The sequence below is a fragment of the Vagococcus salmoninarum genome (genome assembly GCF_003987495.1).
Lineage (GTDB): Bacteria > Bacillota > Bacilli > Lactobacillales > Vagococcaceae > Vagococcus_D > Vagococcus_D salmoninarum.
On sequence record NZ_NGJU01000007.1, the window covers coordinates 26,830 to 43,642 of the forward strand.

General features: G+C 39.6%; 29 protein-coding genes. All 29 read left to right on the forward strand.

What is annotated here, in order from left to right; genetic code table 11:
• Positions 1-24 precede the first annotated feature (24 nt).
• The 29 genes from rpsG (at position 25) to rpsM (ending at position 16,809) form a co-directional block, all read left to right on the forward strand.
• Positions 25-495: a 30S ribosomal protein S7 gene (rpsG, locus tag CBF35_RS05800; RefSeq protein WP_126779029.1), complete on the forward strand. Its 471-nt coding sequence runs from the start codon at positions 25-27 to the stop codon at positions 493-495.
• A 100-nt stretch (positions 496-595) separates the two neighbouring features.
• The gene (gene fusA, locus CBF35_RS05805) at positions 596-2,680 is read left to right on the forward strand and encodes an elongation factor G (RefSeq protein WP_126779030.1); all 2,085 of its coding nucleotides are present in this window, start codon (positions 596-598) and stop codon (positions 2,678-2,680) included.
• Positions 2,681-2,808: 128 nt separating this feature from the next.
• Positions 2,809-3,996, forward strand: coding sequence for an elongation factor Tu (gene tuf / locus CBF35_RS05810; protein ID WP_126779031.1), 1,188 nt, complete (start codon positions 2,809-2,811; stop codon positions 3,994-3,996).
• Between the two features lie 516 nt (positions 3,997-4,512).
• Positions 4,513-4,821: a 30S ribosomal protein S10 gene (gene rpsJ / locus CBF35_RS05815; RefSeq protein WP_126779032.1), complete on the forward strand. Its 309-nt coding sequence runs from the start codon at positions 4,513-4,515 to the stop codon at positions 4,819-4,821.
• A 28-nt stretch (positions 4,822-4,849) separates the two neighbouring features.
• Complete coding sequence (gene rplC, locus CBF35_RS05820) at positions 4,850-5,479, forward strand: 50S ribosomal protein L3 (RefSeq protein WP_126779033.1); 630 nt, start codon at positions 4,850-4,852, stop codon at positions 5,477-5,479.
• 26 nt (positions 5,480-5,505) lie between these two features.
• Positions 5,506-6,129, forward strand: a complete 624-nt coding sequence (rplD, locus tag CBF35_RS05825) for a 50S ribosomal protein L4 (RefSeq protein ID WP_126779034.1) — start codon at positions 5,506-5,508, stop codon at positions 6,127-6,129.
• Complete coding sequence (gene rplW / locus CBF35_RS05830) at positions 6,129-6,419, forward strand: 50S ribosomal protein L23 (protein ID WP_126779036.1); 291 nt, start codon at positions 6,129-6,131, stop codon at positions 6,417-6,419. The genes rplD and rplW overlap by 1 nt, the downstream gene beginning before the upstream one ends.
• 42 nt (positions 6,420-6,461) lie before the next feature.
• A complete protein-coding gene (gene rplB / locus CBF35_RS05835; protein ID WP_126779040.1) occupies positions 6,462-7,295 on the forward strand; it encodes a 50S ribosomal protein L2 in 834 nt (277 codons plus the stop codon).
• Positions 7,296-7,343: 48 nt separating this feature from the next.
• A complete protein-coding gene (gene rpsS, locus CBF35_RS05840; protein WP_126779042.1) occupies positions 7,344-7,622 on the forward strand; it encodes a 30S ribosomal protein S19 in 279 nt (92 codons plus the stop codon).
• 22 nt (positions 7,623-7,644) lie between these two features.
• Positions 7,645-7,992 (forward strand): 50S ribosomal protein L22, encoded by a 348-nt coding sequence (gene rplV, locus CBF35_RS05845; protein WP_126779044.1) that lies wholly within the window; start codon positions 7,645-7,647, stop codon positions 7,990-7,992.
• Between the two features lie 16 nt (positions 7,993-8,008).
• Positions 8,009-8,674: a 30S ribosomal protein S3 gene (gene rpsC / locus CBF35_RS05850; RefSeq protein WP_126779046.1), complete on the forward strand. Its 666-nt coding sequence runs from the start codon at positions 8,009-8,011 to the stop codon at positions 8,672-8,674.
• Between the two features lie 2 nt (positions 8,675-8,676).
• Positions 8,677-9,111, forward strand: a complete 435-nt coding sequence (gene rplP, locus CBF35_RS05855; RefSeq protein WP_126779048.1) for a 50S ribosomal protein L16 — start codon at positions 8,677-8,679, stop codon at positions 9,109-9,111.
• Positions 9,101-9,289 (forward strand): 50S ribosomal protein L29, encoded by a 189-nt coding sequence (gene rpmC / locus CBF35_RS05860; protein WP_126779050.1) that lies wholly within the window; start codon positions 9,101-9,103, stop codon positions 9,287-9,289. The genes rplP and rpmC overlap by 11 nt, the downstream gene beginning before the upstream one ends.
• A gap of 24 nt (positions 9,290-9,313) precedes the next feature.
• A complete protein-coding gene (rpsQ, locus tag CBF35_RS05865; RefSeq protein WP_126779052.1) occupies positions 9,314-9,586 on the forward strand; it encodes a 30S ribosomal protein S17 in 273 nt (90 codons plus the stop codon).
• 52 nt (positions 9,587-9,638) lie between these two features.
• Positions 9,639-10,007 (forward strand): 50S ribosomal protein L14, encoded by a 369-nt coding sequence (gene rplN / locus CBF35_RS05870; RefSeq protein ID WP_126779054.1) that lies wholly within the window; start codon positions 9,639-9,641, stop codon positions 10,005-10,007.
• A gap of 33 nt (positions 10,008-10,040) precedes the next feature.
• Complete coding sequence (gene rplX / locus CBF35_RS05875) at positions 10,041-10,352, forward strand: 50S ribosomal protein L24 (protein WP_126779056.1); 312 nt, start codon at positions 10,041-10,043, stop codon at positions 10,350-10,352.
• Between the two features lie 27 nt (positions 10,353-10,379).
• Positions 10,380-10,919 carry a 50S ribosomal protein L5 gene (gene rplE, locus CBF35_RS05880; protein ID WP_126779058.1) on the forward strand — a complete coding sequence of 180 codons (540 nt, stop codon included), beginning with the start codon at positions 10,380-10,382 and terminating at the stop codon, positions 10,917-10,919.
• A gap of 18 nt (positions 10,920-10,937) precedes the next feature.
• Entirely contained in the window at positions 10,938-11,123 is a 186-nt protein-coding gene (locus tag CBF35_RS05885) for a type Z 30S ribosomal protein S14 (protein WP_016184192.1), read from the forward strand.
• Positions 11,124-11,156: 33 nt separating this feature from the next.
• Positions 11,157-11,555: a 30S ribosomal protein S8 gene (gene rpsH / locus CBF35_RS05890; RefSeq protein WP_126779060.1), complete on the forward strand. Its 399-nt coding sequence runs from the start codon at positions 11,157-11,159 to the stop codon at positions 11,553-11,555.
• Positions 11,556-11,584: 29 nt separating this feature from the next.
• The gene (gene rplF / locus CBF35_RS05895) at positions 11,585-12,121 is read left to right on the forward strand and encodes a 50S ribosomal protein L6 (RefSeq protein ID WP_126779062.1); all 537 of its coding nucleotides are present in this window, start codon (positions 11,585-11,587) and stop codon (positions 12,119-12,121) included.
• A gap of 122 nt (positions 12,122-12,243) precedes the next feature.
• The gene (gene rplR, locus CBF35_RS05900; protein WP_126779064.1) at positions 12,244-12,600 is read left to right on the forward strand and encodes a 50S ribosomal protein L18; all 357 of its coding nucleotides are present in this window, start codon (positions 12,244-12,246) and stop codon (positions 12,598-12,600) included.
• A 20-nt stretch (positions 12,601-12,620) separates the two neighbouring features.
• A complete protein-coding gene (gene rpsE / locus CBF35_RS05905; protein WP_126779067.1) occupies positions 12,621-13,121 on the forward strand; it encodes a 30S ribosomal protein S5 in 501 nt (166 codons plus the stop codon).
• A gap of 12 nt (positions 13,122-13,133) precedes the next feature.
• Positions 13,134-13,313, forward strand: coding sequence for a 50S ribosomal protein L30 (rpmD, locus tag CBF35_RS05910; protein ID WP_126779069.1), 180 nt, complete (start codon positions 13,134-13,136; stop codon positions 13,311-13,313).
• 46 nt (positions 13,314-13,359) lie between these two features.
• Positions 13,360-13,800, forward strand: coding sequence for a 50S ribosomal protein L15 (rplO, locus tag CBF35_RS05915; RefSeq protein WP_126779071.1), 441 nt, complete (start codon positions 13,360-13,362; stop codon positions 13,798-13,800).
• A complete protein-coding gene (gene secY, locus CBF35_RS05920) occupies positions 13,800-15,107 on the forward strand; it encodes a preprotein translocase subunit SecY (RefSeq protein ID WP_126779073.1) in 1,308 nt (435 codons plus the stop codon). Before rplO ends, secY begins: the two co-directional genes overlap by 1 nt.
• 93 nt (positions 15,108-15,200) lie before the next feature.
• Positions 15,201-15,851 (forward strand): adenylate kinase, encoded by a 651-nt coding sequence (locus CBF35_RS05925; RefSeq protein ID WP_126779075.1) that lies wholly within the window; start codon positions 15,201-15,203, stop codon positions 15,849-15,851.
• 208 nt (positions 15,852-16,059) lie between these two features.
• Positions 16,060-16,278: a translation initiation factor IF-1 gene (gene infA / locus CBF35_RS05930; RefSeq protein WP_126779078.1), complete on the forward strand. Its 219-nt coding sequence runs from the start codon at positions 16,060-16,062 to the stop codon at positions 16,276-16,278.
• Between the two features lie 32 nt (positions 16,279-16,310).
• Positions 16,311-16,424 (forward strand): 50S ribosomal protein L36, encoded by a 114-nt coding sequence (rpmJ, locus tag CBF35_RS05935; protein WP_009488082.1) that lies wholly within the window; start codon positions 16,311-16,313, stop codon positions 16,422-16,424.
• Positions 16,425-16,443: 19 nt separating this feature from the next.
• Positions 16,444-16,809 carry a 30S ribosomal protein S13 gene (gene rpsM / locus CBF35_RS05940; protein ID WP_126779080.1) on the forward strand — a complete coding sequence of 122 codons (366 nt, stop codon included), beginning with the start codon at positions 16,444-16,446 and terminating at the stop codon, positions 16,807-16,809.
• The last annotated feature ends 4 nt before the right edge of the window (positions 16,810-16,813 follow it).

Sequence of the window (16,813 nt, forward strand, 5' to 3'; positions counted from 1 at the left end):
AATATTCGGAAGGAGGAATTTTGAATGCCTCGTAAAGGTCCTATTACAAAACGTGAAGTTTTACCAGATCCAATTTTCCATTCAAAAGACGTCACTCGTTTAATCAACCGTATTATGGTTGACGGTAAACGTGGTACAGCTGCAAGTATTATTTATAATGCTTTCAACATGATCCAAGAAACAACAGGGAACGACCCATTAGAAGTGTTTACACAAGCTATGGATAACGTTAAGCCTGTCTTAGAAGTTAAAGCCCGTCGTGTGGGTGGTTCTAACTATCAAGTTCCTGTTGAAGTTCGTCCAGAACGTCAAATTACTTTAGGTTTACGTTGGATTGCCAACTATGCTCGCCTACGTGGAGAACATACTATGGAACAACGTCTTGCTAAAGAAATCATGGATGCTGCTAACAATACTGGTGCTTCAGTTAAAAAACGTGAAGACACTCATAAAATGGCAGACGCTAACAGAGCTTTCGCTCATTACCGTTGGTAGAATCTTCTCTAAGTTCCAGTTATCCCTTAGGGGCGTAACTGGAATTAGATGATTTAGCTGTATAAAAAGTAACAGTAATTACATGAGAGGAGAAATTAGAATGCCTAGAGAATTTACCCTAGATAAAACTCGTAATATCGGAATCATGGCCCATATTGATGCTGGTAAAACAACGACAACTGAACGTATCTTATACTACACTGGTAAAATTCACAAAATTGGAGAAACTCATGATGGAGCTTCTCAAATGGACTGGATGGAACAAGAGCAAGAACGTGGTATTACAATTACTTCAGCTGCGACTACCGCTTCATGGAAAGGTCACCGAGTAAACATCATCGATACACCTGGTCACGTGGATTTCACTGTTGAAGTTGAACGTTCACTACGTGTCTTAGATGGAGCTGTAACAGTTCTTGATGCTCAATCTGGTGTTGAGCCTCAAACAGAAACTGTATGGCGTCAAGCAACAACTTATGGAGTTCCTCGTATTGTATTCATTAACAAAATGGATAAAATCGGTGCTGACTTCATTTATGCTGTTGGAACTTTACACGATCGTTTACAAGCTAACGCTCACCCAGTTCAATTACCAATTGGTGCAGAAGATACTTTCACTGGTATTATCGATTTAGTAACAATGAAAGCTGAAATGTACACAAATGATGAAGGAACTGATATTCGTGAGGAAGAAATTCCTGAAGAATACCGTGAATTAGCTGAAGAATGGCGTGATAAATTAGTTGAAGCTGTAGCTGAAACTGATGAAGCCCTAACTGAAAAATACTTAGAAGGTGAAGAAATTTCACAAGCTGAGTTAATGGCAGCAATTCGTCGTGCGACTTTAGCCGTTGAATTCTACCCAGTTACTTGTGGTTCAGCCTTCAAAAACAAAGGTGTTCAACTGATGTTAGATGATGTTATTAACTACTTACCATCACCTACAGAAGTACCACCAATTACTGGTATTGATCCTGATACTGAAGAAGAAGTTCTCCGTGAATCATCGGATGACGCTCCTTTCTCAGCATTAGCCTTTAAAGTAATGACTGACCCATTCGTAGGTCGTCTAACATTCTTCCGTGTTTACTCAGGTGTCTTAAAATCTGGTTCATACGTTAAGAACTCTTCAAAAGGAAAACGTGAACGTGTAGGTCGTATCTTGCAAATGCATGCGAACTCTCGTGAAGAAATTTCTGAAGTATATGCAGGGGATATCGCTGCTGCTGTTGGATTGAAAGATACAACAACAGGAGACACTCTATGTGACGAGAAACAACAAGTTATTCTTGAATCTATGGAGTTCCCAGAACCAGTTATCGAAGTTGCGATTGAGCCTAAATCAAAAGCTGACCAAGATAAAATGGGTACTGCTTTACAAAAATTATCAGAAGAAGATCCAACTTTCCATGCATCAACTAACCCTGAAACTGGGGAAACAATCATCGCTGGTATGGGAGAACTTCACTTAGACGTTCTTGTAGACCGTATGCGTCGTGAGTTTAAAGTTGAAGCTAACGTTGGTGCTCCACAAGTTTCATACCGTGAAACTTTCCGTGCGCCAGTTACTAACGCTGAAGGTAAGTTCGTTCGTCAATCTGGTGGTAAAGGTCAATTCGGACACGTTTGGATTGAATTTACACCTAACGTTGAAGGTGGCGGTTTCGCCTTTGAAAATGCTATCGTCGGTGGTGTTGTTCCTCGTGAATACATCCCAGCAGTTGAAGCTGGTTTAAGAGCTTCAATGGACAATGGTGTGCTTGCTGGATACCCATTAGTGGATATCAAAGCTAAACTTTATGATGGATCTTATCATGATGTTGACTCGAATGAGACAGCTTTCCGTGTTGCTGCTTCTATGGCGCTTCGTGCTGCCGCTAAGAAAGCTCAACCAGCTATCCTTGAGCCAATCATGGCAATTGAAGTTATCATTCCTGAGGATTACTTAGGTGATATCATGGGACACGTTACTGCTCGTCGTGGCCGCGTTGAAGGTATGGAAGCTCGTGGGAACTCTCAAGTAGTTCGCGCTATGGTTCCTTTAGCTGAAATGTTTGGTTATGCGACAACGTTACGTTCTGCGACTCAAGGTCGTGGTGTCTTCGCTATGACATTTGATCACTACGAAGATGTACCGAAATCAATTCAAGAAGAAATCATTGCTAAAAATGGTGGATCTAACTAATCAGTAGTTAATACTGTCTTTTAGTTACGAAATCATGTAAACTTATCGTGAAAAGGATGGCTCTTGGTCGCGAGATTGAGAGTCATCTAATAAAATAAAATTAGAAACAATTAGGAGGAATTTTTAAAATGGGAAAAGAGAAATTTGACCGTTCAAAACCACACGTTAACATCGGAACTATCGGACACGTTGACCATGGTAAAACAACTTTATCAGCTGCAATCGCAACTGTATTAGCAAAAAATGGATTTGGTGAAGCTCAAAACTACGCCGATATCGATAACGCTCCAGAAGAAAAAGAACGTGGTATTACTATTTCAACATCTCACATCGAGTATGAAACAGAAAACCGTCACTACGCTCACGTTGACTGTCCAGGTCACGCGGATTACGTGAAAAACATGATCACTGGTGCTGCACAAATGGATGGAGCAATCCTAGTTTGTTCTGCTGCTGATGGTCCTATGCCACAAACACGCGAGCATATCTTATTATCTCGTAACGTTGGTGTACCATACATCGTTGTTTTCTTAAACAAAATGGATATGGTTGATGATGAAGAATTATTAGAATTAGTTGAAATGGAAGTTCGTGACTTATTAAGCGAATACGATTTCCCAGGCGACGATACTCCAATCGTAGCTGGTTCAGCTCTTAAAGCCCTAGAAGGCGTTGAAGAGTACGAAGCTAAAATCATGGAATTAATGGCTGAAGTTGATGCTTACATCCCAACTCCAGAACGTGATACTGACAAACCATTCATGATGCCAGTTGAGGATGTATTCTCAATCACTGGACGTGGAACAGTTGCTACTGGTCGTGTTGAACGTGGTAAAATTAAAGTCGGTGACGAAGTTGAATTAGTTGGTATCTCAGAAGAAACTTCTAAAACAACAGTTACTGGTGTTGAAATGTTCCGTAAATTGTTAGACTACGCTGAAGCTGGCGATAACGTTGGAGCATTACTACGTGGTATGGCTCGTGAAGACATCGAACGTGGACAAGTATTAGCTGCACCTGGAACAATTACTCCACATACTAACTTCAGTGCTGAAGTTTATGTATTAAGTAAAGAAGAGGGTGGCCGTCACACGCCATTCTTCACTAACTACCGTCCTCAATTCTACTTCCGTACAACTGACGTAACTGGTGTTATCGAGTTACCTGAAGGTACTGAAATGGTTATGCCTGGAGACAACGTTACAATCGACGTTGAATTAATCCACGCTATCGCTATCGAAGAAGGAACTCGTTTCTCTATTCGTGAAGGCGGACGTACTGTTGGTTCTGGTGTTGTTTCTACAATCACTAAATAATCAGCATACTTTTAAAGCTAGAGGCTTGCCTCTAGCTTTTTTTGTTGTCTTTAACCTTAAGGGAAGAGGCGCTTTTAGTCAGAATCAGCTATTTAAAAGCTAAAAGCATGAAAAAGTGTCGAAAAACTCTTTAACTTGCTGAATTTAAAAGGGAAAGGCTGAAGTTCCGCTTTAGATAGAAGGAAGAGGTCGTAAAAGAGGCGGAAGGATCAGTAATTAGTAAAATGACACGCCGAAGGAATGCACTCGTAGCGGTACTTTGAGAATTGCTAGAAAGAGCCTTGAAAATGTTTGAAAAACTTGCAAAAAAAAGCTTGCCTTATTTCCAGATGTTTTGTATACTATTAGAGGTGCTGTCTGTATTGAACAGATTGTACGAGTGGGGGTACGAGTAGAACCCCTGCGGCTGAGAAGCGAGAGGTTGTGACACGCCCGGACGCATTGCCATGGACGGTTGTGTCGGATATTTTCGTGGAGCTATGTCTACTTTTCAAAATAGGCGAAGGAGGGAACAAGATGGCAAAACAAAAAATTCGTATCCGTTTAAAAGCGTACGAACACCGTATTTTAGATCAATCAGCGGAGAAAATCGTTGAAACAGCAAAAAGAACTGGAGCTAGTGTATCAGGTCCAATTCCATTGCCGACAGATCGTTCTGTCTACACAGTAATCCGTGCGACTCATAAATACAAAGATTCTCGCGAACAATTCGAAATGCGAACTCACAAACGTCTGATTGACATTGTGAATCCAACACCAAAAACAGTTGACGCTTTAATGAAGCTAGACTTACCAAGTGGTGTAAACATTGAAATTAAGTTATAACAAAAATTAAAAGGATGGAGGTGTACTCATGACCAAAGGAATCTTAGGTAAAAAAGTAGGAATGACACAAATTTTCACGGCTAACGGAGAGTTAATCCCAGTAACAGTTATCGAAGCTACTCCAAACGTTGTTTTACAAGTTAAAACAATGGAAACGGACGGCTACGAATCAATTCAATTGGGTTTCCAAGACAAACGTGATATCTTGGCGAACAAACCTGCGAAAGGTCATGTCGCGAAAGCGAACACGACTCCTAAGCGCTTCATTAAAGAGTTTAAAGATGTAGCGCTAGGAGAATACGAAGTAGGACAAGAAGTTAAGGTGGATGTATTCACAGAAGGCGACATCATTAACGTTACAGGAATTACGAAAGGTAAAGGTTACCAAGGCGTTATCAAACGTCATGGCCAATCTCGCGGACCGATGTCACATGGTTCTCGTTACCACCGTCGTCCTGGGTCAATGGGTCCAGTGGCTCCTAATAGAGTTTTCAAAAATAAAAAATTAGCTGGTCAAATGGGTGGCGATCGTGTCACTATTCAAAATCTAGAAGTTGTACGTGTAGATCTTGAAAAAAATGTTATCTTAGTTAAAGGTAACGTACCAGGTTCTAAAAAATCATTAGTTCAAATTAAGTCAGCGAAAGCTACTAAATAATCGTTTAAGAGAGGAGGAACTAAGGAATGCCAACTGTAGCATTATTTAAACAAGATGGTACGAAAAATGGTGAAGTTACTTTAAACGACACAATTTTCGGTATCGAACCAAACGAAAGTGTTGTATTTGATGCAATTATCATGCAACGTGCTTCATTAAGACAAGGAAATCACGCGGTTAAAAATCGTAGTGCTGTCCGTGGCGGTGGTCGTAAACCATGGCGTCAAAAAGGAACTGGTCGTGCGCGTCAAGGATCAATCCGCTCTCCACAATGGCGTGGTGGTGGTGTTGTTTTCGGACCGACACCTCGTTCTTACAGCTACAAACTTCCTAAAAAAGTTCGTCGTTTAGCAATTAAATCTGTTTTATCAGAAAAAGTTGCTGAAAACAACCTAGTTGTTGTGGATGCATTAAACTTTGATGCTCCTAGAACGAAAGAGTTTAAAGAAGTTTTAAGCAATTTAGATGTAACTACTAAAGTATTAGTAGTGTTAGAAAATGGAAATGACTTTGCAGCGTTGTCAGCTCGCAACTTACCAAATGTATCTGTTGTATCTTCAGATAACGTAAGTGTGTTGGATGTCGTAGCTAACAATAAAATGTTAATTACACAAGCTGCTCTTACTCAGGTAGAGGAGGTGCTAGCATAATGGAATTACTAGATATTATTAAACGCCCAGTAATCACTGAAGCTTCAATGTTAGCGATGGACGAAAAGAAATACACTTTCGACGTAGCTATCGGAGCTAATAAAACTTTGGTAAAACAAGCTGTTGAAGCCGCTTTTGACGGAGTTAAAGTCAAAAACGTTAACATCATGAACGTTAAACCAAAATTAAAACGCATGGGTAAATATGCAGGATATACAAGAAAACGTCGTAAAGCAATCGTGACGTTAACAGAAGGTTCAAAAGAAATTCAATTGTTTGATGCTGAATAATTAGGTAGCAGACTCTAATTTTCAATAGGAGGGAACAGACACGTGGGAATCAAAAAGTATAAACCAACCACAAACGGACGTCGTAATATGACAGGTTCTGATTTCGCTGAAATCACAACTTCAACACCGGAAAAAACTTTATTAATGCCGCTGAAAAATCATGCTGGTCGTAATAATAACGGTCGTATTACCGTTCGTCATCAAGGTGGCGGTCATAAACGTCAATACCGTGTAATTGACTTTAAACGTAACAAAGACAACGTTGTTGGACTTGTTAAAACAATCGAGTACGATCCAAACAGATCTGCAAATATCGCATTGTTACACTATACAGATGGTATTAAAACATACATCTTAGCACCAAAAGGATTAGAAGTTGGAATGAAAGTTGTATCAGGCGATAATGTTGATATTAAAATCGGTAATGCTTTACCGTTATCAAATATCCCAGTTGGTACTGTCGTTCATAACATCGAAATGAAACCTGGTAAAGGTGGACAATTAATCCGTTCAGCTGGAACGAAAGCTCAAGTTTTAGGTAAAGAAGGTAAATACGTGTTAGTTCGCTTGAATTCAGGTGAAGTACGTATGATCCTAGCTACTTGTCGCGCGTCAATCGGAGCAGTTGGTAACGAGCAACATGAGTTAATTAACATCGGTAAAGCCGGCCGTAGCCGTTGGATGCGTAAACGTCCATCTGTACGTGGTAGCGTAATGAACCCGAACGATCACCCACACGGTGGTGGTGAAGGTAAAGCACCAATCGGTATGCCGTCACCAGTTACACCATGGGGCAAACCAACACTTGGTTACAAAACTCGTAGCAAACGAGCTAAATCAGACAAATTTATTGTACGTCGTCGTAAGACAAAATAATAAAGTACTTGTGGCCTAATAGCCATACAATTTGAGAGGAGGCTCACCATGGGTCGTAGTTTAAAGAAAGGACCTTTCGTTGATGACCATCTATTTAAAAAAGTAGAGGCTCAAAAGGATCTTGAAAAGAAAAAAGTTATTAAAACATGGTCTCGTCGCTCAACAATTTTCCCAACATTCGTTGGATACACAATTGCTGTCTACGATGGCCGTAAACACGTACCTGTCTATATTCAAGAAGACATGGTAGGACACAAATTAGGTGAATTCGCACCAACTAGAACATATCGTGGACACACTGCCGACGATAAAAAAACTAAACGTTAATTATTGAGGGGAGGAATTGCATATGTCAGAACAAATTACTTCAGCAAGAGCAACTGCTAAAACAGTTCGTACTTCACCTCGTAAGACGCGTCTAGTGATCGATTTAGTAAGAGGGAAAAGCGTAGGAGAAGCGATTTCAATTTTGAAATTCTCACCTAACAAAGCTGCAGGAATCATCGAGAAAGTCTTGATGTCAGCAGTTGCCAATGCAGAAAACAACTATGATTTAGATGTTGAAAACTTGGTAGTATCTGAAGCATTTGTAAACGAAGGACCAACGATGAAACGTTTCCGTCCTCGTGCCAAAGGTTCAGCTTCACCAATCAACAAAAGAACAAGTCATATTACAGTAGTAGTGACAGAGAAATAAAAAGGAGGGATATTCAGTGGGTCAAAAAATTCATCCATTAGGATTGCGTGTAGGCGTTATCCGTGACTGGGAAGCTAAATGGTATGCTGAAAAAGAGTATGCTGAGTACTTACACGAAGATTTGAAAATCCGTAAGTTTATCTCTTCAAGATTAGCCGACGCGGCTGTGTCAACTGTTGAGATCGAACGCGCTGCAAAACGTGTTAACGTTTCATTACACACAGCTAAGCCAGGTATGGTTATTGGTAAAGGCGGATCTGAAGTTGAGAACTTACGTAAAGGACTAGTTAAATTAACTGGTAAAAAACCAAACGAAATCCACATCAACATCGTGGAAATCAAAAAACCTGATATGGACGCTAAATTAGTAGCAGAAGGAATCGCACGTCAATTAGAAAACCGTGTTGCTTTCCGTCGTGCTCAAAAACAAGCAATCCAACGCACTATGCGTTCAGGCGCTAAAGGAATCAAAACACAAGTCTCTGGCCGTTTAAATGGTGCTGATATTGCTCGTTCTGAAGGTTATTCAGAAGGAACAGTACCACTACATACATTACGTGCCGATATTGACTACGCTTGGGAAGAAGCAGATACAACATACGGAAAACTAGGAGTTAAAGTGTGGATTTATCGTGGAGAAATACTTCCTGGCATTAAAAACACTGAGAAAGGAGGGAAATAATCATGTTAGTACCTAAACGTGTGAAATACCGTCGTGAGTTTAGAGGAAAAATGCGTGGAGAAGCTAAAGGTGGTAAAGAAGTATCATTTGGTGAATACGGCTTACAAGCTATTGAATCAAAATGGATTACTAACCGCCAGATTGAAGCAGCACGTATCGCTATGACTCGTTATATGAAACGTGGCGGGAAAGTATGGATTAAAATTTTCCCTCATAAATCATATACATCAAAAGCAATTGGTGTTCGTATGGGTAAAGGTAAAGGAGCTCCAGAAGGATGGGTTGCACCAGTAAAACGTGGAAAAATCATGTTTGAAATTGCCGGCGTATCAGAAGAAACAGCTCGTGAAGCATTAAGACTTGCTTCTCACAAATTACCAGTTAGAACTAAAATTGTAAAACGTGAGGAAATGGGTGGTGAATCGAATGAAGGTTAAAGATATCCAAGAATTAACCACTGCCGACATGCTTAAAAAAGAAAAGGAATTTAAAGAAGAGTTATTCAACTTACGATTCCAACTTGCTACAGGTCAGCTAGAAAACACTGCGCGTATTTCAGAAGTACGCAAGTCGATTGCACGCATTAAAACAGTTTTACGTGCACAAGAAAAGTAACATTGGAAGGAGGCCATTAAGCGAATGACTCAAGATCAAGAAAGAAATCAACGTAAAGTTTACCAAGGACGCGTTGTTTCAGACAAGATGGATAAAACTATCGTCGTTGTTGTAGAAACGAAAAATGCTCACAAAAAATACGGTAAACGTGTTAAGTATTCTAAAAAATACTATGCACATGATGAAAACAATGTTGCCAAAATTGGAGACATCGTTAAAGTTATGGAAACTCGTCCATTATCCGCTACAAAACGTTTCCGTTTATTAGAGGTCGTTGAAGAAGCAGTTATTATCTAAACGAGATTTTCCTATATAGATTGAAGCTAAAATCTGAAAGGAGGATACTATAGTGATACAAACAGAGAGTCGTTTAAGAGTAGCTGATAACTCAGGTGCTCGTGAAGTCTTAGCAATTAAAGTGTTAGGCGGATCAGGACGTAAAACAGCAAACATCGGTGATATCATCGTATGTACGGTTAAACAAGCAACACCAGGTGGAGTTGTTAAAAAAGGTGAAATCGTTAAAGCTGTAATCGTTAGAACTAAAACAGGAGCTCGTCGTACAGACGGTTCATACATTAAATTTGATGAAAATGCATGTGTAATTATCCGTGACGACAAGAGTCCTCGTGGAACACGTATTTTCGGACCAGTTGCTCGTGAATTACGTGATAGCAATTTCATGAAAATCATTTCATTAGCACCAGAAGTATTATAATCAATTCTTGTCCAAAGGAGGTGCGAAACAATTATGTTTGTTAAAAAAGGCGATAAAGTGAAAATTATCACTGGAAAAGACAAAAGCAAAGAAGGCGTGGTATTAACTGCGTTCCCTAAAAACGATCGTGTGATCGTCGAAGGTGTTAATATGATGAAAAAACATCAAAAACCTAGTGCTGGCTCTCCTCAAGGAGGCATCGTCGAAACCGAAGCATCTATTCATGTTTCTAACGTGATGGTCATTGATCCATCAAACGGAGAACCTACACGAGTAGCATACAAAGAAGTTGACGGTAAAAAAGTACGTGTTTCTAAAAAAACAGGTGAAGTATTAGATAAGTAGTAAAGAACGGAAGGAGGGACCAACAGAATGAACCGCCTGAAAGAAAAATATATTAAAGAAGTAACTCCATCTTTAGTGGAGAAATTCAGTTATTCATCAGTTATGCAAACACCGAAAGTTGATAAAATCGTTATTAACATGGGTGTTGGTGAAGCGACGACTAACGCAAAAAACTTAGACAAAGCCGTTGAGGAATTAGCACTAATTTCTGGTCAAAAACCAGTAATTACTAAAGCTAGAAAATCTATCGCTGGTTTCCGTTTACGTGAAGGTATGCCGATTGGGTGTAAAGTAACTTTACGTGGCGAAAGAATGTATGAATTCTTAGACAAACTAGTAACAGTTTCTCTACCTCGAGTACGTGACTTCCACGGTGTCAGCAACAAATCATTCGACGGTCGTGGAAACTTCACATTGGGTGTTAAAGAACAATTAATCTTCCCAGAAGTTGATTACGATTTAGTCGACAAAGTACGCGGAATGGATATCGTTATTGTTACAACTGCTAACACTGACGAAGAATCACGCGAATTATTAACACAACTTGGAATGCCATTCCAAAAATAATAAAAGGAGGCGAACTACTTGGCTAAAAAATCAATGATTGCTAAAAATAAACGTCCCGCAAAATTCTCAACTCAAGAGTATACTCGTTGTGAGCGTTGTGGCCGTCCACATTCAGTTTATCGTAAATTTAAACTTTGCCGTATTTGCTTCCGCGAACTTGCCTATAAAGGACAAATTCCCGGCGTGAAGAAAGCTAGCTGGTAACAAAAAACCCGCATAAAGGAGGTAAATAGTTCAATGGTCATGACAGATCCAATCGCAGATTTTCTAACACGCGTTCGTAACGCTAACATGGTTAAACATGATATGTTAGAAGTACCTGCTTCAAAAATTAAACATGATATCGCTGAAATCTTAAAACGTGAAGGTTTCATCCGTGATGTTGAATATATTGAAGATGACAAACAAGGCATCATTCGTGTGTTCTTGAAATACGGAAAAAACGAAGAACGTGTAATCACGAACTTAAAACGTATTTCTAAACCAGGCCTACGTGCTTACGTTAAAGCTGATGAAGTACCTAAAGTCTTAAATGGATTAGGTATAGCTATCATTTCAACTTCTGAAGGTGTCGTAACAGACAAAGAAGCTAGAGAACGTAACATCGGTGGCGAAGTTATCGCATACGTGTGGTAATTGAAACAAACTAGAAGGAGGTGTCTTGAGTGAGCCGTATTGGTAATAAAGTAGTTATTATTCCAGCTGGTGTGACTGTCACACAGAATGGAAATGACGTAACAGTTAAAGGACCTAAAGGTGAATTAACTCGTACTTTCGTTAGTGCTATCACTATGAATATCGAAGGTAACGAAGTAACATTCTCTCGTCCAAACGACAACAAAGAAAATCGTGCATTGCATGGAACGATGCGTGCCAATTTTAACAACATGGTAATTGGTGTTAGTGAAGGGTTTGAAAAAGCACTTGAACTAATCGGGGTTGGGTACCGTGCTCAATTACAAGGATCAAAACTTGTACTTAGCGTAGGTTACTCACATCCAGTTGAGTTTGCTACACCAGAAGGAATTACAATTGAAGTTCCTGCCAACACAAAAGTTATCGTTAAGGGAGCCAACAAAGAAGTCGTTGGTGAATTAGCAGCTAACATTCGTGCCGTTCGTCCGCCTGAGCCATATAAAGGCAAAGGAATTCGCTATGAAGGCGAACACGTTCGACGCAAAGAAGGTAAAACAGGTAAATAATAAGACCTTGATCCGAATAACAGCTGAGAGATTGGTCAACAATCTTTCTCGATGTTTATTCTATCTTGCTTATACGTACCGAACTGCTTAATTGCAGTATTAAAAATTAAGAGGTGACAATTGTGATTTCAAAACCAGATAAAAACAAAGTACGCCAAAAGAGACATGGTCGTGTACGCGCAAAAATCTCTGGTACTGCTGAGTGCCCACGCTTGAACGTTTTCCGTTCTAACAAAAACATCTACGCGCAACTTATTGACGACGTAGCGGGTGTGACGCTAGCAAGTGCCTCTACCTTAGATAAAGAAATTTCAGGTGGAACAAAAACTGAAACTGCTTCAGCTGTTGGCGCATTAGTCGCTAAAAAAGCAACTGAAAAAGGTATTAAAGAAGTAGTCTTTGACCGTGGTGGATACCTTTACCATGGCCGTGTAGCAGCCCTTGCGACTGCAGCTCGCGAAAACGGACTAGAATTTTAGTAGAAGGAGGAACACCATTCATGGTTTATATTGATCCAAAAGGGTTGGAATTAGAAGACCGCGTTGTTGCGATTAACCGTGTTACAAAAGTTGTAAAAGGTGGACGTCGTTTACGTTTCGCAGCGATTGTAGTAGTTGGCGACAAAAATGGTCATGTTGGATTTGGAACAGGTAAAGCACAAGAAGTACCTGAAGCTATCCGCAAAGCAATTGAAGATGCTAAGAAAAACTTAATCGAAGTACCAATGGTTGGTTCGACAATTCCTCACGAAGTATTAGGTGTCTACAGTGGTGGACGTACTCTTATGAAACCTGCAGTAGCCGGTTCTGGAGTCGCTGCTGGTGGTCCCGTTCGTGCGATTATCGAATTAGCAGGTATTGCTGATATTACAAGTAAATCACTTGGTTCTAACACACCAATCAACGTGATCCGCGCAACAGTTGAAGGCTTATCTCGCCTAAAACGCGTTGAAGAAGTTGCGGCATTACGTGGTAAAACTGTTGAAGAAATTACAGGATAGGAGGACAACATAATGGCTGAATTAAAAGTAACTTTAAGAAAAAGCGTTATCGGACGTCCTCAAAACCAAAAAGATACAGTTAAAGCATTAGGTCTTGGCAAAATTAACAGTTCTGTAGTAAAAACTGCTAACGAAGCTATCAAAGGCATGATCAACACAGTATCCCACTTAGTGGACGTTGAAGAAGTATAATTTATTTCCAAAAGTAAGAATTACTAAAAGAGGAGGTGCCGAGTAAATGAAACTTCACGAATTACAACCTTCAGAAGGTTCAAGACACGTACGTAATCGCGTAGGTCGTGGAACTTCATCTGGTAATGGTAAAACAGCTGGCCGTGGACAAAAGGGACAAAAATCTCGTTCAGGCGGTGGCGTACGTTTAGGCTTTGAGGGTGGACAAACTCCATTATTCATGAGACTACCAAAACGTGGATTTACTAACATTAACCGCAAAGAATACGCAGTTGTTAACTTAGATGTCCTAAATAAATTCGAAGATGGAACAGAAGTTACACCAACATTACTTGTTGAATCTGGAATCATTAAAGATGAAATGTCAGGAATTAAAGTGTTAGCAAATGGCGAATTAACTAAGAAATTATCAGTGAAAGCTGCTAAATTTTCTAAATCAGCTCAATCAGCTATCGAAGCCGCTGGTGGTTCAATCGAGGTGATCTAATGTTTAAACTATTAAAGGACGGATTTAAAGTGAAAGATATCCGTAATAAGATATTCTTTACACTCTTTGTCTTGTTGGCCTTCCGTATCGGAGCCCACATTACCGTTCCTGGTGTTGATGCGCGAGCATTAGCACAATTAAGTGATAACCCGCTATTTAACATGCTGAACACAGTCAGTGGTAGTGCGATGGAACGTTTCTCATTGTTCGCAATGGGCGTATCACCGTACATTACTTCTTCGATCGTGATTCAACTGTTACAAATGGACATTGTTCCTAAATTTGTTGAATGGTCAAAACAAGGTGAAGTTGGTCGTCGTAAATTGAATCAAGCAACACGTTATTTAACTTTAGTCCTGGGTTTTGCTCAGTCTATCGCAATAACTGCCGGCTTTAATCAATTTGCAGGCTCTGGCTTTGACTTCGTTAAAAAACCAGACATGGCAACATTTATGACAATTGGTTTAATCTTAACTGCAGGTACGATGTTTGTAACGTGGATGGGTGAACAAATTAGTGAAAAAGGTATTGGTAACGGCGTATCAATGATTATCTTTGCAGGTATTATTTCAAGATTGCCTTCTGGAATTAAAGGTCTTTATGAAGATTACTTCATTAATATCAATCCAGCAGACATCTGGAAATCTGTAATTTTCGTTATTGGTTTAATCGTTGCAGTTATCTTGATCGTGACATTTGTAACTTATGTGCAACAAGCAGAGCGAAAAATTCCAATTCAATACACTAAACGGGTTGCAGGAGCACCACAAAGTAGTTATTTACCTTTAAAAGTAAATGCAGCTGGCGTTATTCCAGTAATCTTTGCAAGCTCATTGATTTCAACACCAAGCACAATTATGCAAGTATTTGCTGCGACTAAAGGTGAGGAAACATGGTTTAAAGTGATGTCTCAATTATTTAATTATTCAACACTACCAGGTGGAATTCTTTATGTCACATTAATTATTGCATTTACATTCTTTTATGCGTTTGTACAAGTTAATCCAGAAAAAGTCGCTGAAAACTTGCAAAAACAAGGCAGCTACATTCCATCTGTTAGACCTGGTAAAGGCACAGAAGATTATATCTCTGCGTTATTACTACGTTTAAGTTCAGTTGGTTCGATTTTCTTAGCTTTAGTTGCGATCTTACCGGTCATTGCAACAGCAGTTTTCCCTAAATTACCAGCATCGATTGGTCTTGGTGGGACGAGCTTGCTAATTGCGATTGGTGTGGCACTAGAGACTACTAAACAATTAGAAGGATTATTGATGAAACGTCAGTATACTGGCTTCATCGTCAAGTAAGAGGTCAGTGTTGAGGGTTGCCTCAGCACTAGCTCGAACTTAATTTAGGGTCAGAACTTTCCGGAGTTCTTGATACTTAGGAGGACACAACGTATGAATCTCATTATAATGGGGCTGCCTGGAGCTGGCAAAGGGACTCAAGCAGAACGTATCATTGATGCTTACGGCATTCCGCATATTTCGACTGGAGATATGTTTCGCGATGCGATGAAGAACGAAACAGCTTTAGGATTAGAAGCAAAATCCTATATTGATAAGGGAGCGTTAGTTCCAGATGATGTAACAAATGGTATTGTGAGAGATCGTTTAGCAGAGCCTGATACAAAAGCAGGTTTTCTCTTAGATGGCTTCCCACGTACAATTGATCAAACAAATGCTCTAGAAGAAATTCTAACTAGTTTGAACAAAAAAATTGATGCCGTAATCAATATACACGTAAAAGAAGATGTTTTAATTGAACGTCTAGCTGGTCGATTTATTTGTCGGACATGTGGGGCAACCTATCATAAAGTAAATAATCAACCAAAAGTTGAAGGAACATGTGATCGATGTGGTGGACATGATTTCTACCAACGAGAAGATGATAAACCTGAAACCGTGAAGAATCGTTTAGCTGTCAACATTGAGGGCAGTGCACCGATTTTAGACTTCTATGAAAAAGCAGACCTTTTACACACAATCGATGGAAATCGCGAAATAGATTCCGTCTTCCTTGATGTGAAAACAATCATCGAAGAAATCTAGTTTTTCTCAGCCGAGTATAGTAACGACTAAACTTGTAAAAGAGGGCCTTGGCAATCCTATGATTGTGTAACAAATTATGAATCAGAACCTTTTAAATCAGGAAACTCTGTGGTATAATTTGTAGGTTGAGGTGTTTTTTGGTGGAACAGTTGTCCCACCGATTTTTTATCGTGTGAAAACACGAAACAAGTATAAGGAGGTACTATGTGTGGCGAAAGAAGATGTGATTGAAATTGAAGGTACAGTCGTCGAAACTTTGCCGAATGCAATGTTTAAAGTAGAATTAGAGAACGGACATGAAATTTTAGCGCACGTTTCTGGAAAAATCAGAATGCACTATATTCGTATCCTTCCAGGAGATAAAGTGACTGTTGAATTATCACCATATGATTTAACTCGCGGTCGCATTACTTATCGCTTTAAATAATTGTACTCCGTAAAATTCAGGGAGGTATAATCATGAAAGTAAGACCATCAGTAAAACCAATTTGCGAAAAATGTAAAGTAATCCGTCGTAAAGGACGCGTTATGGTTATTTGCGAAAATCCAAAACATAAACAACGTCAAGGTTAATTAGGAGGTGTAGCATATAATGGCTCGTATTGCAGGAGTAGATATCCCTCGTGACAAGCGTGTAGTTATCTCATTAACATATATTTATGGAATGGGAAAAACAACTGCACAAAAAGTCTTAGCGAATGCTGGAGTATCTGAGGAAATTCGTGTACGTGAATTAACGAATGATCAATTAGATAAAATCCGTGCAGAAGTGGATAAATTAAAAGTTGAAGGCGATCTTCGTCGTGAAACAAACTTAAACATCAAACGTTTAATGGAAATCGGTTCATACCGTGGCATCCGTCACCGTCGTGGATTACCAACTCGTGGACAAAACACGAAAAACAACGCCCGTACCCGTAAAGGTAAGGCAAAAGCAATTGCAGGTAAGAAAAAATAATTAA

What these genes read in the sequence shown, in the direction of transcription:
- rpmJ (WP_009488082.1), top strand. Translation starts at nt 16,311, where the DNA reads ATGAAAGTAAGACCATCAGTAAAACCAATTTGCGAAAAATGTAAAGTA.
- rplX (WP_126779056.1), top strand. Translation starts at nt 10,041, where the DNA reads ATGTTTGTTAAAAAAGGCGATAAAGTGAAAATTATCACTGGAAAAGAC.
- rpsE (WP_126779067.1), top strand. Translation starts at nt 12,621, where the DNA reads ATGGTTTATATTGATCCAAAAGGGTTGGAATTAGAAGACCGCGTTGTT.
- tuf (WP_126779031.1), top strand. Translation starts at nt 2,809, where the DNA reads ATGGGAAAAGAGAAATTTGACCGTTCAAAACCACACGTTAACATCGGA.
- rpsG (WP_126779029.1), top strand. Translation starts at nt 25, where the DNA reads ATGCCTCGTAAAGGTCCTATTACAAAACGTGAAGTTTTACCAGATCCA.
- rplE (WP_126779058.1), top strand. Translation starts at nt 10,380, where the DNA reads ATGAACCGCCTGAAAGAAAAATATATTAAAGAAGTAACTCCATCTTTA.
- secY (WP_126779073.1), top strand. Translation starts at nt 13,800, where the DNA reads ATGTTTAAACTATTAAAGGACGGATTTAAAGTGAAAGATATCCGTAAT.
- CBF35_RS05925 (WP_126779075.1), top strand. Translation starts at nt 15,201, where the DNA reads ATGAATCTCATTATAATGGGGCTGCCTGGAGCTGGCAAAGGGACTCAA.
- rpsJ (WP_126779032.1), top strand. Translation starts at nt 4,513, where the DNA reads ATGGCAAAACAAAAAATTCGTATCCGTTTAAAAGCGTACGAACACCGT.
- rpsQ (WP_126779052.1), top strand. Translation starts at nt 9,314, where the DNA reads ATGACTCAAGATCAAGAAAGAAATCAACGTAAAGTTTACCAAGGACGC.
- rplV (WP_126779044.1), top strand. Translation starts at nt 7,645, where the DNA reads ATGTCAGAACAAATTACTTCAGCAAGAGCAACTGCTAAAACAGTTCGT.
- rplP (WP_126779048.1), top strand. Translation starts at nt 8,677, where the DNA reads ATGTTAGTACCTAAACGTGTGAAATACCGTCGTGAGTTTAGAGGAAAA.
- rpmD (WP_126779069.1), top strand. Translation starts at nt 13,134, where the DNA reads ATGGCTGAATTAAAAGTAACTTTAAGAAAAAGCGTTATCGGACGTCCT.
- rpsM (WP_126779080.1), top strand. Translation starts at nt 16,444, where the DNA reads ATGGCTCGTATTGCAGGAGTAGATATCCCTCGTGACAAGCGTGTAGTT.
- rplO (WP_126779071.1), top strand. Translation starts at nt 13,360, where the DNA reads ATGAAACTTCACGAATTACAACCTTCAGAAGGTTCAAGACACGTACGT.
- rplW (WP_126779036.1), top strand. Translation starts at nt 6,129, where the DNA reads ATGGAATTACTAGATATTATTAAACGCCCAGTAATCACTGAAGCTTCA.
- rplC (WP_126779033.1), top strand. Translation starts at nt 4,850, where the DNA reads ATGACCAAAGGAATCTTAGGTAAAAAAGTAGGAATGACACAAATTTTC.
- rpsS (WP_126779042.1), top strand. Translation starts at nt 7,344, where the DNA reads ATGGGTCGTAGTTTAAAGAAAGGACCTTTCGTTGATGACCATCTATTT.
- fusA (WP_126779030.1), top strand. Translation starts at nt 596, where the DNA reads ATGCCTAGAGAATTTACCCTAGATAAAACTCGTAATATCGGAATCATG.
- rpmC (WP_126779050.1), top strand. Translation starts at nt 9,101, where the DNA reads ATGAAGGTTAAAGATATCCAAGAATTAACCACTGCCGACATGCTTAAA.
- rplD (WP_126779034.1), top strand. Translation starts at nt 5,506, where the DNA reads ATGCCAACTGTAGCATTATTTAAACAAGATGGTACGAAAAATGGTGAA.
- rpsH (WP_126779060.1), top strand. Translation starts at nt 11,157, where the DNA reads ATGGTCATGACAGATCCAATCGCAGATTTTCTAACACGCGTTCGTAAC.